The following is a 15,006-nucleotide window of genomic DNA, read 5'->3' as shown; positions in this document are numbered from 1 at the left end:
GACGTCGTTCGGCAATGGAGGCCGGCCCTGTGGGGCCGGCCTTTTTCATTTGACCCAGGTGTTGAGCTGGATGATCGGCAGCAGAACGGCCAGCACGATCAGCATCACCACGGCGCCCATCACCACGATCAGCAGGGGTTCGAGGATGGTGGCCAGCGCCAGCGCACGGCGCTGCACTTCGGTGCCGAGCTGCGCAGCGGCCCGCTGCAGCATCACGGGCAGCTGGCCGGTCTGCTCGCCCAGGCGGGCAAACATCGCCAGCAGGCCGGGAAAGCGTCGCTTGCCGGCCAGGGCCGAGGCCAGCGGCGCACCCTCGCGCACCTGGATCAGCGCGGCCATCGCGTCGGCCCGCATGGCGCGGTTGCTCAGGGTTTCGGCGGCCGCCTGCAGGGCCTTCAGGATCGGTACCCCGGCGCCGGCCAGCATCGCCAGCGTGCCGGCGAAGCGTGCGGCGTTGTAGCCGCGGGACAGGCGCCCGATCAGCGGCAGCGTGAGCCAGAAGGCGTCGAAGCGCTCGCGGAAGACCTCGTTGCGACGCATGAACAGCAGCGTGCCCACGCCGCCGGCCAGGCCGAGCATGAGCAGCCAGCCCCAGCTGCGCAGGAAGGCGCTGATCGCCAGCATGGCGCTGGTGAGGAAGGGCAGGGCGCGCTTGCCGCCCGCGAACACGCTGGCCACCTGCGGCACGACGTAGGTGACCAGGAAGACCACGATCACGATCGCTACCAGGGACACGATGGCGGGATAGAGCGCTGCGCCGATCAACTTGCTGCGCAGTTCCTGGCGCTCTTCCAGGTCGTCGGCGAGCTTCTCGAGCACCAGGCCCAGTTGGCCGGTCTGTTCGCCGGCGCCGACGACTGCCCGGTAGACGTCGTCGAACTCGCGCGGCGCATTGCCGAGCGCACGGGCGAACGGTGAGCCGGCGTTGACCTCGGCACGCAGGTGGGCCAGCAGTTCGCGCTGGCGTGGGTCCTCGGCCTCGTCGGTCAGTGCGGTCAGCGCGCGTTCGAGCGGCAGGCCGGCGCTCACCAGGCCGGCCAGCTGGCGCGTCCAGATCGCCAATCCGGTGCTGTTGAAGACTCGCCGGCCGAGCTGGAAGCTGCCCCTGTTCGCCGCCTGTCCCAGAACCGGCTTCACTTCCAGCGGCACCAGCTGTTGCAGCCGCAGCTGGGCCCGCGCCGCGCGGGCGTTGTCGGCCTCCAGCAGGCCGCTCTTGGGCTTGCCGGCAGCGTCGAGGGCTTCGAATTTGTAAGCGGGCATAGAGAACGTGGAGCGAAGGCCGAGAGGCTCCGTCTACGGAGATCGGCCAGCGCAGCGCTCGGCAAGCGGCGCGGGCTCAATGCCCGCGTCGCGAGAGCGCTCGAACCACCCCGGGCCGCCCATCATTCCCTCGTCACCCTCAACAGCTCTTCCAGCGATGTCACCCCGCTCTCCACCAACCGCTCGCCGTCTTCGCGCATCGTCTTCATGCCGCCCCGTTCCGCAGCGACGAACAATTGCGACTCGGCGGCACGGCTGTGGATCAGGCTCTGCAGGGCGCTGTCGGCGACCATCAATTCGTAGACGCCGGTGCGACCCTTATAGCCGGTGCTGCCGCAGGTGGGACAGCCGACCGGGTGCCAGCGCCCCTTGTCGTCCTGCTTCTTGCAGTCCGGGCAGAGCTTGCGCACCAGCCGCTGCGCCAGCACACCGAGCAGCGAGCTGCTGAGCAGGAAGGGCTCGACGCCCATGTCGGTCAGTCGCGTGACGGCGCTGGGCGCGTCGTTGGTGTGCAGCGTGGCGAGTACCAGGTGGCCGGTCAGCGAGGCCTGGATCGCGATCTGCGCGGTCTCGAAGTCGCGGATCTCGCCGATCATGATGACGTCTGGGTCCTGGCGCAGGATCGCGCGCAGCGATTTGGCGAAGGTCAGGTCGATCTTCGGATTGACCTGCGTCTGCCCGATCCCCGGCAGCTCGTACTCGATCGGGTCCTCGACCGTCAGCACGTTGGTCGTCTGCGTGTCGACCTGGCCGAGGCCGGCGTACAGCGTGGTGGTCTTGCCCGAGCCGGTCGGTCCCGTGACGAGCACGATGCCGTGAGGCTGTGCCGTGAGGCGCTTGAACTTGGTGAGCGTCTCGCCGCTCATGCCCAGCGATTCGAGCGTGAAGCGCGTGCTGTCGCCCTTGTCGAGCAGCCGCAGCACCGCACGTTCGCCGTGCGCGCTGGGCAGCGTGGACACGCGCACGTCGATTGCCCGGCCCCCGATGCGCAGCGAGATGCGGCCGTCCTGCGGCAGGCGCTTCTCGGAGATGTCGAGCTCGGCCATGATCTTCAGGCGCGAGATCAGCGCGGCGTGCAGCGCCTTGTTCGGCTGCACCACCTCGCGCAGCGTGCCGTCGACGCGGAAGCGCACTGCCGAGCTGCGCTCGTAGGGCTCGATGTGGATGTCGCTCGCGCCGTCCTTCGCGGCCTGCGTCAGCAGCGCGTTGAGCATGCGGATGATGGGTGCATCGTTGGCGGCCTCGAGCAGGTCTTCCACCGCCGGCAGGTCCTGCATCAGGCGCGACAGGTCGACGCCACTCTCGACTTCGCCGATCACCGCAGCGGCGCTCGACTCGCCGCCGGCATAGACGCTGGCGATGCGTTGCGACAGTGCGGCCGGCGCTTCGCGCTCGAGGGCGTCGACGGCGTAGAGGCGCAGCACCTCGCTCAACACGGACGGCGAGACGGCGTCGCCGGCCCACAGCACGAGCTGGCTGCCGTTGTCCTCGAGCAGCAGCGAGTGGGCCTTCGCGTAGGCGTAGGGCAGCGGGTGGCGGGTGGCCATGCCGAAACGCTCAGTTCTGCAGCGGCGGCGAGGCCGGCGGCGTGGGCGCGGGTTGCATCGGCTCACCCGGCGGCGGACGCAGCGGTGGCAGCACCGGCGTGTCGAAGTTCGGCAGCAGCACGCGCGATTCGGGCTGGCTGTTCTGCTGCTGGGCCCGGATCAGATCGTAGCGGTCGAGCGACAGCGCATTGCTGCTCTCGGCGCTGCGCATCACCTGCGGGCGAAGGAAGACCATCAGGTTGCTCTTCGTGCGGGTGCGGTTGTCGCTGCGAAACAGCGCGCCGATGCCGGGCAGCCGGCCCAGGCCCGGCACGCGGCTGGAGTTGTCCTGGAACTGGTCCTGCATCAGGCCGCCCATGACCAGGATGTCGCCGTCGTTCACCACCACCGTCGACTCGATCGAGCGCTTGTTGGTCACCAGCCCCGCGGTGGCGTCGGCCACGCCTTGCGAGACGTTCTGATTCACGACGCTCGACGCTTCCTGGTAGATCGTCATGCGCACGGTGCCGTTCTCGCCGATCTGGGGCTTCACGCGCAGCGTGATGCCGACATCCCTGCGTTCGATGGTCTGGAACGGATTGGTCGCACCGCTGCCGGTCCCCGTGCTCGTGAACGAGCCGGTGACGAAAGGCACGTTCTGGCCGACGACGATCTTGGCTTCCTCGTTGTCCAGCGTGACGAGGTTCGGCGTCGAGAGGATGTTGCCGTCGGCGTTGGTCTCCAGGAAGCGCGCCAGCGCACCCAGCGTGTAGACACCCGCGAAGCGGCGGATGACGCCGAGATTCAGACCCGCCGAGGGCAGGTTGCCGCTGACGGCGGTGCCGCCCTGGGCCGCGGCGATCGACAGGTTGATGATGTTGTCCCCGCCGGTCCCGAAATTGGTGCCACCGATCAGGCCGGTCTTGTCGCCGTCCTTGCCGATCAGGCCTTGCCACTGGATGCCGGCGTCTGCCGCCTTGGTGGCGTTGACCTCCACCAGCATCGTCTCGACGTAGACCTGGGCGCGGCGCGCATCGAGCTGGTCGATCACCGAGCGCAGCTGGCGGTACAGCGGCTCGGCCGCGGTGATGATCAGCGCATTGGTGGCCGGATCGGCCTGGATGAAGCCGCCGGTCGACGGTTGGGCAGCGCCGCTGACGGGGTTGGTCGTCTGCGGTGCAGCACCCGTGCCCGAGGTCTGGTTGCCGAGCTGGGCATTCGCCTGGTTGGACAGGTTCGTGACCGGACTCGCCGCGCCGCCGACCGAGCCGCTGCTGCTGCTGCTGGTATTGCTGGTGAAGGCCGCGCGCAGCACTTGGGCCAGACGCGTCGCATCGGCGTTCTTCAGGTAGACCACGTAGATGTTGCTGCCGCCGGCGCCTGCGGCGCCGGGCTGGTCGAGCTTGCCGACCAGCGAGCGCACCTGGGCCAGCTTGGCCGGGTTGGCGGCGCGCACCAGCAGCGAGTTGGTGCGGGCGTCGGCGATCACCGACAGAGCGCCGCCGCTAGCCGCGGTCGCCGGGGCGCCCGCCGTTGCCGCTGACGCGTCCGACAGGCGCTGCACCAGCACCGCGATGTCGGAGGCGACCGCATGCTGCAGCGGGATCACCTCGACATCGGTCCCCGCCGGCACGTCCACCGTCGCGATCACCTTGGCGATGCGCTGCAGGTTGTCGGCGTAGTCGGTGATCACCAGCGAGTTGTTGCCGGGATTGGCGTTGATGGTGTTGTTCGGGCTGATCAGCGGACGCAGCACGGCCACCAGGTTGTTCGCGTTCTCGTGGTTCAGCCGGAAGATCTGCGTGATGATCTGATCGCCCTGGCGCGTGACGTTGCCGACCGACACGGTGCCGGTCTGCAGCTTGGCATCCGCCTCGGGCACCACCTTCAGCAGGCCGGCGACCTCGACCACCGTGAAGCCCAGGCCGCGCAGCGCAGCCAGGAAGTTCAGGTAGGCCTCGCGCGGCGACAGGGGCTGCTCGCTGTACAGCGTGATCTGGCCCTTCACGCGCGGATCGATCACGATCTGCCGCTCCAGGATGGCGCCGATGGCCCGCGCCACGCCCTCGATCTCGGCGTTGACGAAGTTCAGCGTCACCGGCTCGCGCGTCTTGGTCTTCTGCGCCAGGGCCGGCGGCGCGAGGCTGCCGAGCGCGACGCTGACCGCACAGGCCGCAGCCAGCGCGCGCAGCGCCGTGGCGCGGCGGGCGGGCTTCGGTGAAGTGGTCAGGCTCATGATCATCCGATCGAAATGACGGACCGCGCGCCGTCGCGCCGCCCGATGATGTTCAGCAGGTTCGTCAGCGCCGGCTGGTCGGCCTCCGCGGCGCTTGCTTCGCCACGGAAACGCAGGCCTCCGGCACCCAGCGTGCCTTGCCCCGACAGCTGCAACGCGCCCTCGGTCGTGCTCAGGGTCAGTTGTGCGGTCCCGGAGTTGCCCGGGTCGCTGCCGATCTCCAGACGGTAACTGCCCAGCCGTTCCAGTGTCGACACCCGGGATGCGGCATTTGCCACGTCGAGCGCGGCCTGGCCGGTCACGCGCCAGCGCCCCTGCACCGTCTGCAGGCTGATACCCGGTGAACTCAGGCGCAGCACGCCGCCGAGCTGCAGCGTGTTCCAGGGCGTTCCCAGGCCGACCAGCCACTCGGCGGGCCACTGGCCGATCCAGGTGGGCGAGCCCTGCAGGGTCGCGGTGACGGTGCCGAAACCGGGTGTAAGCCGCACGCTCGGCCGGCCGTTGAGGCAGCAGGCATGCTCCAGTTGAAGAGAGAGCGCCAGACCGGCCGGCCGGAGGGTCCACTGCAGCCGGCCCGGCAGCGAGCGGGCACCCCGGCTGTCCGCGCCACCGCTCAACACTGCGACGGCACTGCCTTGCCACAGGCTGCCGCGCGCGTCGGCCAGCAGCACGTGTCCGGCGCTGGCGCGCTCCACCCAGGCGGCGAACCAGGCGGCCGGCGCAAAGGCGATGACGCCGAGCAGGCCCCCGAGCACCGCTCCCCAAAGGGCCCAGCGCCGCCCGGCGTGGCGAGCGCGTTCCCAGCGCAGCCCCTCGTAGGTGGATTCGCCCCATTCACTCGTCCGTGACACGGCCCCGGCATCCCGCGGCCGACGCAGCAGGGACACGCGCCAGGTCGACGGACGCCACTGGGAAGCTGAGAAGGAGCGGGCCATGGGGTGCGTGCGCGTGCAGGTGCGTGTCGGTCAGCCCGGTCGCGGCAACGTAAGCAGCACGCTGCCGCTGTAACCGTTGGGGCCGTGCGAGAGCTTGGCTTCGTCGGGGCGCGCGCGGGCGGCGCTGCGCACCTCACCCAGCCACGCGGCCAACGCTTCGCCGGGGACGCCGCTGAGGGTGAGGGTGGCGCGGTCACCCTGCAGCGTGAGTCGTGCGTTGGTCCCCAGTCGCTCAGTGGCACCACGCAGCGCGGCTTCTGCCTGAGCCGGCTTGACGGTGGGCAGCTTGCGTAGTTCGCGGGCTTCGGCCGCCTGCCGCTGCATCTGCTGCAACTGGAACTCGACCGCGTCGATCTGCGCGGGCGTGTCGCGCAGGCTGCGCCAGGCTGGCTGCACGCCCAGCATCCAGACGAGCGCTACGCCGACCACTATGGCGGCTGCAGTGATGAGCCGGCGTTCACGCCGCGCCATGCGGCGCCAGCGCGCTCGCCATTGCTCGCTCATCGCGGCCAGGGCCGGCGGCAGTGCCGTCTTCATGTACGGGGGCCTGCAGCGACGGCCGTTACGCGACGCAGGGTCACACGGTCATCGACAGCTTCGACCTGCCAGCCGCTCGGCGCCAGGATGTTGCGGAAGGCCCCGACCTGCTGCTCGGTCCAGCCGGGCGTGGCCAGCGTCAGCAGGCCGTTCTCGTAGCCGAGTGTCTGCACCGGTTGCTGGGCCGGCCAGGCGCTGGCCGCGGCCTGCAGCGCAGACTCCAGGTCCGCTTCGCCGGGTCGGCCGGCGGCCACTCGCAAGGCATCGGTTTCTCTCTGCATCTGGACCGGTGCGTCAAGCACGGCGCGGACCTGCGGATGTGTGTCGCGCAGGAGCGAGGTCATGGCCAGGCGTCTGGCTTCGAGCGTGCCGCGCTGCTGCCACGCGGCGACGTTCAGGCCGATCAACTGCACGATGACCAGCGCGGCCAGTCCGAGGCGGACCGGCTGCCACGCCGAACTGCGGAAGCGTCGCAAGCCCTCCCGCAGGGCGTTCAGGCCGCGGTGGCGCGGTGCCAGACTGAACTGCCGCAGGTTCCAAAGCGAGCGAGCCGCCTGCAAGGCATGTTCGGCAGCCGACTGGACCCGCACCGTGCTGCCAAGCCATCGCTCGGCTGGCGCGGCGACCGCCGGGGTGGCGGTGAAACGCACATCGGAGGGCAGCGGCTGCGGCAGCAGGGCCCTCGCCAGCCCGCCTTGCAGCGGCCAGCTGGCCACGCCGTCGGCATGGGCCCAGGTGAGCACGAGCGAGAGTCCCCCGATGCCGTCGGCACCGCTTTCGTGGGTGGCCGTGAAGTGCCCGTTCGGTGGTGTATCCGGCCATGCCGCCGGCACGACACGATCGACCCGCTGCCCGGCGGCTTCCAGCGTGGCGATCTCGCCGGCCAGCCAGGCGCGGTCGGTCACGGCCACCCAGACCCGCTCGCCGCCCTTGGCGCCGGGCGCGAGCGCCAGGTGCAGCTGGCCAGCGTCTTCGAGCAGGGCTTCTTCCAGCACGCCGGCCAGCGCCGCACCGAGGCGGGCCGCCGGGGCCTTGGGACACACGATGTGGTGCCAGCTGACATCGGTGGCGGCGAGCATCGCCACCACCTGGTCGGCCTTGGGCAACAGTGCGGGCGCCGCCTGGCCCTCGCGATCGACCGTCAACCCGTCGATGCTGAACGCGTAGGCGAACTCCGCCATCGCCCGCGGAGCGGGCGCTGAGGCGCCGGGACGCAGACGCGGACGCGGCGGAACGGAGACGACGAGCGTTGTCATGGGGCCAGGGGTGCGCGGAGATTGTAGGTGTGGCTCAGCGGCGACAGCCGGGATTCGGGACGGGGGGCGGTTTCCGGATGTGTGCTCTATCGGCCGAGGCTCTCGACCGACGCAACCCGATCGCGCCGCAGGGTCACGATGTCCAGGTTGCGGCGCTCGACCAGCGCGCGTTCCTCCACGCTGCGGTCCTGCAGGCGCAGCCGGCCGCGCACCTCGAAGAAGGACGATGTCACCGAAACCCGCTCGGTGGCGGCGCTCACGCCCTGCGGCAGCAGCGCGTCGAGCTCTGCCACATTGCGGAACGGATTGCGCTGCCGGGCCTGGATCAGCCGGTCGGCGCTGGCCAGGTCCAGGCCCTCGATCACCGCCGCCAGAACTTCCTTGGGCGCGGTGTTGGCGTTCACGGTGGTGCGCACCGGCAGCAGCGAGACGTAGGGAGTCAACAGCGCCAGGGTCTCAGCATCGAGTCCGATCCAGGCGAGTTGCTCGATGCGCTCCGGCATCAGAGGTGGATCGGTGCTGAGTTCCGCGCCGCTCGACTGACCGCTGGCGAGCGTGGCGGCGCGCAGCCCGCGCACGATCATCGGAGCGAGATCGGAGCGTGCGCCGACGGCATCGAGCAGGCGCTGGAGCACGCGTTCCTCGGCGGCGCTCGCCGTCCCGGAGCCGGCCTCGACCAGGTTGCGCAGGTTGTAGCGGGACTGCGCGTCGGTGATGGAGCCGGACAGGAAAGCCTCTGGCGCGTCATCGGTGTTGTCGCGATCGACGGCCAGGAAGGTCGAGAGCTGGGCCTCGGCCAGCGGCACTGCCCAGGGCTCGCCCAAGTGGTCGGCGCCGCCGGTGCGCGCGTCTTCCCGGAGGATCAGGCGCGCCCAGTCGACCGCACCGGTCAGGATCCACAGGGCCTGCGCACGCGCGCGTTCGGCCACTTCCACCTGAACCGCGCGCCATTGCTGCCAGACCATGGCGCTGGCCAGCGTGGCCACCAATGTGACGATGACCATGGCGGTCAGCAGGGCGGCACCGCGCTGACGGTTCGCGCGTTGGCCGGCAATGCGGCGGCATCTGGGAAGAATCGAAGTCATGAGCCCTGCGGGGACAGGCGCAGGTCGCGGGTCAGGGCACCGACCCGGCCGCTGCCCTCGGTGAAGGCAAGGACCAGGCGCACGCCACCCGGCAGCGCCTGTCGTGTCGCCAGCGTCGGCGTTGCAGCAGTCGCCGGCGCGGCGTCCCCGCTCGATTGGGCGTTGGTCCAGGCGTTGCCACGCCAGTAATAGAGCTGCCAGTTGGCGATGCCGCTCAATGCGCGCAACTGTTCGGCTTCATTGCCGAGCAGTTGCTGCGACTGCAGCCAGGCTTCGCGCAAGTCCGCGCCCCGCGTCACCGCCGGGCCGGCCCATCGCGTCCAGCTGTCCCCGCGCAACGACCAGACGACGAGTTGCAGGCCGGCGGCCTGGCGCCGCGTCAGTCTCAGACTCGCGCCGTCGAACTGCAGCGCCGGGACGATGCCACTGTCCTGTATTTCGGCGAGATCGGCCTCCCATTGCGCGATCACCGACTGCAGTCGAAGTTGTTGCTCGAGCCGCTGGCTGCTGATGTCGCGCGAGCGGACGATGGCATCGATGCCCTGCCAGGACAAGGCGGCAACGATGGCCATGATCAGCAGCGCCACCAGCACCTCGACCAGCGTGAAGCCGGCCTGTGCGGCGTGACGGGAGAGACTGCGCATCGTCAGTACCTCGACAGCACCGTCGACAGCGTCAGAATGGTCTGGCCGCTGGGGGTGAAGACCACCGCATCGGCGCGTCGGAAATTGGGGTTCGGGGTCGGGCGGATCACCATCTTGCCTTGATAGACCACACCGAGCTGCTCGCAATAGAACTCGCTGTCGCCGATACCGGGAAACTGCCGCATGAGCTTGAAGGCGGTGAGCTGGTTGTCCGCGCACCACTCGGCCACCGTCACGTCGGTGAGGCGCTGAGCGTTGTCGGTCAACGCCCCGGCGGCCTTGAGCCCAGCCCCCAGCGTGACCGCCACAATGGCCAGCGCTACCAGTACCTCGATCAAGGTCATGCCGCGAACGTTGCGGCTGGCGGAGCAGTGCGCCCGGAACTCAGCGCGCGACATTTGGGGAGGCCTCGTCGTCGACGACAGCGAACGGCCCGAAGCCGTCGGTCGCGAGCGCCACGGTCTGGGCTTCGAGGCGCAGCACGATGCGCTGGGCCCCGATCACCGGCTCGGGCCCCAGCACCGCCGCCTGCATCCGGCCTCGGCCGTTCCGCACCTCTGCGCTGATGCCGGCCGGCGCGAGCCAGCGGCTCGGCAGGGCCAGTTCGCTGGGCAGCCCGACGAAACGGAAACCGGTCTCGGAGGGCACCCACAACGCCGCCACGCCGGCGGCTCGGGCCTCGGCACGCGCTGCTTCGAGCAATGCGCCCAGCCGGGCGGCCTCGCGCTCGAGCTGGGTGGCTGCCGGGTCGCGCAGCGCCAGCGAGGCAACGGCCGAAACGATTGCAATCAGGCTCACGACGATGAGCAGTTCGATCAGCGTGAAGCCGCGCGACCGGTCCGTCGCGTGGCGCAGGCCCGTTCGGCCGCTGGCCGTGAGCCCGCTCATGTCATTGCCAGGAACCGATGTCCGCGTCCTTGCCTTCGCCGCCGGCCCGGCCATCTGCACCGAAGCTGAACACGTCGACCTCGCCCTTCACGCCGGGATTCGCGAACTGGTAGGCGTTCCCCCACGGGTCGTTGGGCAGCTTGTCGAGATAAGGCTTCCAGTTGGGCGGCACCGGACTGGCGCTCGGCTTGGCGACCAGAGCCTGCAGGCCCTGCTCGCCGGTCGGGTACCGCTGGTTGTCGAGGCGGTACAGCTTGAGCGACTGCATGAGGTTGTTCACGTCGGTGCGCGCCGCGGTGACCCGTGCGTCGTCGGCCCGATCGAGCACATTGGGCACGATCAGCGCGGCCAGCACGCCGATGATCACGAGCACGACCATCAGTTCGATCAGCGTGAAGCCGCGCGCGGAGCGCGGCGACGAGTTCAATGCGGAGGAATTGGGCATCTGGGTTTGGGGGACGGGGTGCACCGTCGCGGGGCGATGATTCGCTTCCATCATAATCGTCAGTCATGCCAGCCCGTATTGCTGCGTTCGTCGTCTGGGCCGCCGTCGCGGCCTGCGTGGCCTTCTGGGGCCTGCGCATCCTCGTGACGCCGCGGCCGGCACCGAGCCAGACGCAACCGGTATCCGCGACGGACAGCCTGCGCGGCGACGTGACGCGGCTGTTCGCTGCCGTGCCGACGGCGGCGACCCCGGTGACCGAGCCGGGACTCGCCAGCCGCTTCAAGCTGATCGGCGTCATGGCACCGAAGGACGGCGATCGTGGCCACGATCAGGGCATCGCGCTGATCGCCGTCGACGAGAAACCGCCCCGTGCCTACCGCGTCGGCGCGCGCATCGACAATGCGCTTGTGCTGCAGTCGGTGGCGCGGCGCAGCGCCACCCTCGGCCCTTCCCAGGGAGCTCCTGCCGTTCAACTCGACCTGCCGCCGCTGCCGTTGCCCGCCACCGGCAGCCTGCCACCGGCCGCCGGCCTGCTTCAGGCGCCGCCGGCCGCCGAGCCTGCAACGGCGGTGCCGATGGCCCCGGCACCGGCCAGTCCACCGCGGGCCCCGATCAATCGCCAGTGAGCCCGCGCTGACGAACGGACTCGCAGCGCTTCAGGGTCGCGTGCTGGAGCCGAAATCGGCTTCGACCGGCGTGTCGAGCGTGGGGAGGGTGGTCGTCGAGGGCAGCGTTGGACCTGCATCCTCGCCTTCGGCCACTTGCGTCAGCAGGGCGGCCGCGCTGTGCACCAGTGGCCAGGCCAGCGTAGATCCTGTCCCGTCGGTGCTTTCCATGCCGAGCTCGAGCAGAGCGCTGGCGCGGAAGAGGTTGAGCGCATGGTCCAGGCCGCGGTGGCCATGGCTGCGGCAGAACACGACATAGTCGGTCACCGGTGCCGAGATGCGGGCCGCCACCAGCAGGGCTGCGCACGCTGGCAGGCCATCGACCATGATCAGGTGCCGCTTGCTGGCCGCGACCAGCATCGCGCCGACCATCGTCGCCACCTCGAAGCCTCCGAAGGCGGCCAGCACCTCGACCGGATCAGTCACGTCGCGGTGGCGACCCTGGGTGCTCTGCAGCACCACCATCGTCTGCGCCAGCGCATCGGGCGGCATATCGGGGCCGGAAATGGTCAGGTCCCGTAGCGGGATGTCCGCCAGCCGCGACAGCACCAGCGACGCGCTCTCGTGGGCTCCGACGCCGATGCCGGCGCAGGCCAGGACATTGCCGCTGAGCGAGTCGGCGATCTCCATGCCGGCGCGGATTGCGGCGTGCGCCTGGTCGATCGACATCGCCGGGCCGGACCGCGCACTGCGGGTGCCGAAACCGATCTTGCGCTGGAGCAGGCTGGGGTAGGGGCTCATCGTCTCGGCCAGGCCGGCATCGACGACCGTGAGGCCCATGCCCTGGATGAACGAGAACACGGCCATCGGCAGCCGTCCGGCGAGCAGGTGCGTGACCTGCTGCGACGTCGAATCACCGCGCGTCGACAGTCCGTCGACGACCAGCCCGTGATCGCCGGCGAACACCACCAACTGCGGGCTTTTCAGCCGGGGCTTCAGCGAGTTCTGGATCAGCCCCAGCCGCACCGCCAAGGGTTCGAGTTCACCCAGGCTGCCGGCCGTCTCGGCGCGGTGCTGCAGCTTCTGCCGCAGCGCATCTTCGAGTCGCGGATGCGCGGTGGGAGCAATGAGGGAGCGCTGGACGGACATGGCGGCGTGGTGGGTTGGTGCCTTGAGATTGTGAGCCCTGCGCCGATGTCGGGACAATCACAGAGGACGACGGTCGGGCTCACCGTTGCCAAGAAGCCCCCGACGCGGTCGAGTCAGCGCAGGAAGAGCTGGTAGACCGGGTTGTCGGTCTCCTCGACGCAGGGGTAATCCAGTGTGGACAGGAACTCTCGCAGTGCGCGCTGCGCGCCGCGGGGAATCTGCAGGCCGACAAGGATGCGACCGTAATCGGCACCCTGATTCCGGTAATGGAACAGGCTGATGTTCCAGTCGGGGTGCATGCGGGTCAGGAAGCGCATCAGCGCTCCCGGACGCTCCGGGAAGACGAACCGGAACAGTCGCTCCTCGCGGGCCAGCTCGGAGCGGCCGCCGACCATGTGGCGGATATGGGTCTTGGCCAGTTCGTCGTGTGTCAGGTCGACCGTCGCGAAGCCCTGCTTCTCGAACCGCTCGGCAATGCGAGCCGATTCGCCGTGTTCCCGCGTGGACAGGCCCACGAACACCTGCGCGGTCTGCGCGTCCGAGATGCGGTAGTTGAACTCCGTGACGCTGCGCGGGCCGAGCAACTCGCAGAAGCGCTTGAAGGAACCCCGTTCCTCCGGGATAGTGACGGCGAACAGCGCCTCGCGCTCCTCGCCCACCTCGGCCCGCTCGGCAACGAAGCGCAATCGGTCGAAGTTCATGTTGGCGCCGCAGGTGATCGCCACGAAGGTCTTGCCCTTGCAGCCGGTGCGTGCCGTGTACTGTTTGATGGCCGCCACGCCCAGCGCGCCGGCCGGCTCCAGGATCGAGCGGGTGTCCTGGAACACATCCTTGATCGCCGCGCAGACCGCGTCGGTGTCGACCACTTCGAAATCGTCGACCCACTGCTTCGTCAGGCGAAAGGTCTCTTCGCCCACCAGCTTGACGGCGGTGCCGTCGGAGAACAGCCCCACGTCGTGCAGCGTCACGCGCTTGCCAGCGCGCACCGAACGCAGCATCGCATCGGAATCGGTGGTCTGGACGCCGATCACCTGGATCTCCGGCCGGACCGCCTTGATGTATGCAGCGATGCCCGAGATCAGCCCGCCACCGCCCACTGCCACGAACACGGCGTCGATCGGCCCCTGGTGCTGGCGCAGGATCTCCATGGCGATGGTGCCCTGACCGGCGATCACGTCGGGATCGTCGAAAGGATGCACGAAGGTCTGCCCGTGCTCCCGTTCGAGTTTCAGTGCATGGGCATAGGCATCGGAATAGCTCTCGCCGTGCAACACGACCTTGCCGCCGAGCGCCCGCACAGCCTCGATCTTGAGTTGCGGCGTGGTGACCGGCATCACGACCGTCGCTTGGCAGCGGAGCTTGCGGGCCGACAGGGCAACCCCCTGAGCGTGGTTGCCGGCGGAAGCGCAGATCACGCCGCGCCCCAGCTGCTGCGGGCTCAGGTGCGCCATCTTGTTGTAGGCGCCGCGCAGCTTGAAGCTGAAGACCGCCTGTTCATCCTCGCGCTTGAGCCAGACCTGGTTGCCCATCCGCTCCGACAGTTGCGGTGCGAACTGCAGTGCCGATTCGATGGCCACGTCGTAGACCCGCGCGGTCAGGATGCGCTGCAGGTAGTCGGGCTTGGCCCCAGCCTTGCGGAGAGCGGGTTTGGCGACGGAAGTGCGGGGGGCGGGGCGCGGCGCGGCGCGGGCCATGGAGTCTCCTTGTTACAAGCGCGCGATCATAAGTCAGGCCCCGGCGCCGAACAGTCGATCGCTGCGGCGCAGCAAGGGCGTCGCGGACACACCAATAAAAAAGCCCAAGGCCGTGAGGCCCTGGGCTGAATCCACCTTTGGAGGAGGGTGGAGGAGACAAGCGGTGATTGGGTCAGAACGCTTCCAATCGATGAGTCATCATACAACGGAGGATGGTGCGCCGCAACAAGCACGAGCGTTCTTTTTCTAGGGGGACGGCTCCAGATTTGTGCGACTCGGCACAATCGGCACGTCTTTCAAAGGAGTTTCAGGCATGGAGTGCACCGTTCGCTGGCAACCCGAGGCCGGCATGGCGTTCAACGCGGAGACCGGCAGCGGCCACCTGTTGTCCATGGACGGGGCCCCCGATGGCGGAGGGCGCAATCTGGCGCCGCGCCCGATGGAGACGGTACTCGCCGGCACCGGCGCCTGTGCCGCGTATGACGTGGTGCTGATCCTGAAGCGTGGACGCCATGACATCCGGGGCTGCGAAGTGAAACTGAACGCGGAGCGGGCGACCGCGGACCCGAAAGTCTTCACGAAGATCCACCTGCAATTCGTCGTTCGAGGTCGCGGCCTGCCCGCCGCGGCGGTGGAGCGCGCTGTCGCGCTGTCCCACGAAAAATATTGCTCGGCGAGCGCGATGCTGGGCAAGACCGCCGCGATGACGACCGGGGTGGAGATCGTCGAGGTCTGACCCGTCGGCA

Annotated in this window: 15 protein-coding genes; 2 read left to right on the top strand and 13 right to left on the bottom strand. The window is 69.3% G+C overall.

Features of this window, described 5'->3' with window-relative positions; translation table 11 throughout:
- Positions 1 to 45: 45 nt before the first annotated feature.
- The 11 genes from gspF to gspG all read right to left on the bottom strand — a co-directional run bounded on the left by gspF (position 46) and on the right by gspG (position 10,812).
- Positions 46 to 1,260: a type II secretion system inner membrane protein GspF gene (gene gspF, locus MPE_RS15835; RefSeq protein ID WP_011830714.1), complete on the bottom strand. Its 1,215-nt coding sequence runs from the start codon at positions 1,258 to 1,260 to the stop codon at positions 46 to 48.
- A gap of 122 nt (positions 1,261 to 1,382) precedes the next feature.
- Positions 1,383 to 2,807, bottom strand: coding sequence for a type II secretion system ATPase GspE (gspE, locus tag MPE_RS15830; RefSeq protein ID WP_011830713.1), 1,425 nt, complete (start codon positions 2,805 to 2,807; stop codon positions 1,383 to 1,385).
- A gap of 10 nt (positions 2,808 to 2,817) precedes the next feature.
- On the bottom strand, positions 2,818 to 5,022 hold the full coding sequence (gene gspD / locus MPE_RS15825) for a type II secretion system secretin GspD (RefSeq protein ID WP_148210972.1): 2,205 nt from the start codon (positions 5,020 to 5,022) through the stop codon (positions 2,818 to 2,820).
- 2 nt (positions 5,023 to 5,024) lie between these two features.
- Entirely contained in the window at positions 5,025 to 5,873 is an 849-nt protein-coding gene (locus MPE_RS15820; RefSeq protein WP_231497486.1) for a type II secretion system protein N, read from the bottom strand.
- Between the two features lie 114 nt (positions 5,874 to 5,987).
- A complete protein-coding gene (gspM, locus tag MPE_RS15815; RefSeq protein WP_011830710.1) occupies positions 5,988 to 6,494 on the bottom strand; it encodes a type II secretion system protein GspM in 507 nt (168 codons plus the stop codon).
- Complete coding sequence (gene gspL / locus MPE_RS15810; protein ID WP_237706332.1) at positions 6,491 to 7,675, bottom strand: type II secretion system protein GspL; 1,185 nt, start codon at positions 7,673 to 7,675, stop codon at positions 6,491 to 6,493. The genes gspM and gspL overlap by 4 nt, the downstream gene beginning before the upstream one ends.
- A 161-nt stretch (positions 7,676 to 7,836) precedes the next feature.
- Positions 7,837 to 8,835, bottom strand: a complete 999-nt coding sequence (gspK, locus tag MPE_RS15805; RefSeq protein WP_011830708.1) for a type II secretion system minor pseudopilin GspK — start codon at positions 8,833 to 8,835, stop codon at positions 7,837 to 7,839.
- Complete coding sequence (locus tag MPE_RS15800) at positions 8,832 to 9,479, bottom strand: PulJ/GspJ family protein (protein ID WP_011830707.1); 648 nt, start codon at positions 9,477 to 9,479, stop codon at positions 8,832 to 8,834. The genes gspK and MPE_RS15800 overlap by 4 nt, the downstream gene beginning before the upstream one ends.
- Before the next feature lie 2 nt (positions 9,480 to 9,481).
- A complete protein-coding gene (gene gspI / locus MPE_RS15795) occupies positions 9,482 to 9,877 on the bottom strand; it encodes a type II secretion system minor pseudopilin GspI (RefSeq protein ID WP_011830706.1) in 396 nt (131 codons plus the stop codon).
- Positions 9,864 to 10,367 carry a prepilin-type N-terminal cleavage/methylation domain-containing protein gene (locus MPE_RS15790; protein WP_011830705.1) on the bottom strand — a complete coding sequence of 168 codons (504 nt, stop codon included), beginning with the start codon at positions 10,365 to 10,367 and terminating at the stop codon, positions 9,864 to 9,866. The genes gspI and MPE_RS15790 overlap by 14 nt, the downstream gene beginning before the upstream one ends.
- Before the next feature lies 1 nt (position 10,368).
- A complete protein-coding gene (gspG, locus tag MPE_RS15785) occupies positions 10,369 to 10,812 on the bottom strand; it encodes a type II secretion system major pseudopilin GspG (protein WP_049820831.1) in 444 nt (147 codons plus the stop codon).
- 65 nt (positions 10,813 to 10,877) lie between these two features.
- On the opposite strand from gspG, the gene MPE_RS15780 reads away from it, so the two are divergent.
- On the top strand, positions 10,878 to 11,438 hold the full coding sequence (locus MPE_RS15780) for a hypothetical protein (RefSeq protein ID WP_011830703.1): 561 nt from the start codon (positions 10,878 to 10,880) through the stop codon (positions 11,436 to 11,438).
- A 30-nt stretch (positions 11,439 to 11,468) separates the two neighbouring features.
- Here the strand turns inward: MPE_RS15780 and MPE_RS15775 are convergent, their stop codons facing one another.
- Both MPE_RS15775 and ilvA read right to left on the bottom strand, forming a co-directional pair.
- A complete protein-coding gene (locus tag MPE_RS15775) occupies positions 11,469 to 12,566 on the bottom strand; it encodes a nicotinate-nucleotide--dimethylbenzimidazole phosphoribosyltransferase (RefSeq protein ID WP_011830702.1) in 1,098 nt (365 codons plus the stop codon).
- Between the two features lie 113 nt (positions 12,567 to 12,679).
- Positions 12,680 to 14,260: a threonine ammonia-lyase, biosynthetic gene (gene ilvA, locus MPE_RS15770; RefSeq protein ID WP_011830701.1), complete on the bottom strand. Its 1,581-nt coding sequence runs from the start codon at positions 14,258 to 14,260 to the stop codon at positions 12,680 to 12,682.
- A 313-nt stretch (positions 14,261 to 14,573) separates the two neighbouring features.
- On the opposite strand from ilvA, the gene MPE_RS15765 reads away from it, so the two are divergent.
- Complete coding sequence (locus MPE_RS15765; RefSeq protein WP_011830700.1) at positions 14,574 to 14,996, top strand: OsmC family protein; 423 nt, start codon at positions 14,574 to 14,576, stop codon at positions 14,994 to 14,996.
- The last annotated feature ends 10 nt before the right edge of the window (positions 14,997 to 15,006 follow it).

The organism is Methylibium petroleiphilum PM1 (assembly GCF_000015725.1).
GTDB classification, from domain to species: Bacteria; Pseudomonadota; Gammaproteobacteria; order Burkholderiales; family Burkholderiaceae_C; genus Methylibium; species Methylibium petroleiphilum.
This window is presented reverse-complemented; position numbering and strand designations above follow the sequence as displayed.

Bases quoted from the DNA above. Each gene is read 5' to 3' on its own strand.
- gspF (WP_011830714.1), bottom strand. From the start codon at position 1,260: ATGCCCGCTTACAAATTCGAAGCCCTCGACGCTGCCGGCAAGCCCAAG.
- gspE (WP_011830713.1), bottom strand. From the start codon at position 2,807: ATGGCCACCCGCCACCCGCTGCCCTACGCCTACGCGAAGGCCCACTCG.
- gspD (WP_148210972.1), bottom strand. From the start codon at position 5,022: ATGAGCCTGACCACTTCACCGAAGCCCGCCCGCCGCGCCACGGCGCTG.
- gspM (WP_011830710.1), bottom strand. From the start codon at position 6,494: ATGAAGACGGCACTGCCGCCGGCCCTGGCCGCGATGAGCGAGCAATGG.
- gspL (WP_237706332.1), bottom strand. From the start codon at position 7,675: ATGGCGGAGTTCGCCTACGCGTTCAGCATCGACGGGTTGACGGTCGAT.
- gspK (WP_011830708.1), bottom strand. From the start codon at position 8,835: ATGACTTCGATTCTTCCCAGATGCCGCCGCATTGCCGGCCAACGCGCG.
- MPE_RS15800 (WP_011830707.1), bottom strand. From the start codon at position 9,479: ATGCGCAGTCTCTCCCGTCACGCCGCACAGGCCGGCTTCACGCTGGTC.
- gspI (WP_011830706.1), bottom strand. From the start codon at position 9,877: ATGTCGCGCGCTGAGTTCCGGGCGCACTGCTCCGCCAGCCGCAACGTT.
- MPE_RS15790 (WP_011830705.1), bottom strand. From the start codon at position 10,367: ATGAGCGGGCTCACGGCCAGCGGCCGAACGGGCCTGCGCCACGCGACG.
- gspG (WP_049820831.1), bottom strand. From the start codon at position 10,812: ATGCCCAATTCCTCCGCATTGAACTCGTCGCCGCGCTCCGCGCGCGGC.
- MPE_RS15780 (WP_011830703.1), top strand. From the start codon at position 10,878: ATGCCAGCCCGTATTGCTGCGTTCGTCGTCTGGGCCGCCGTCGCGGCC.
- MPE_RS15775 (WP_011830702.1), bottom strand. From the start codon at position 12,566: ATGTCCGTCCAGCGCTCCCTCATTGCTCCCACCGCGCATCCGCGACTC.
- ilvA (WP_011830701.1), bottom strand. From the start codon at position 14,260: ATGGCCCGCGCCGCGCCGCGCCCCGCCCCCCGCACTTCCGTCGCCAAA.
- MPE_RS15765 (WP_011830700.1), top strand. From the start codon at position 14,574: ATGGAGTGCACCGTTCGCTGGCAACCCGAGGCCGGCATGGCGTTCAAC.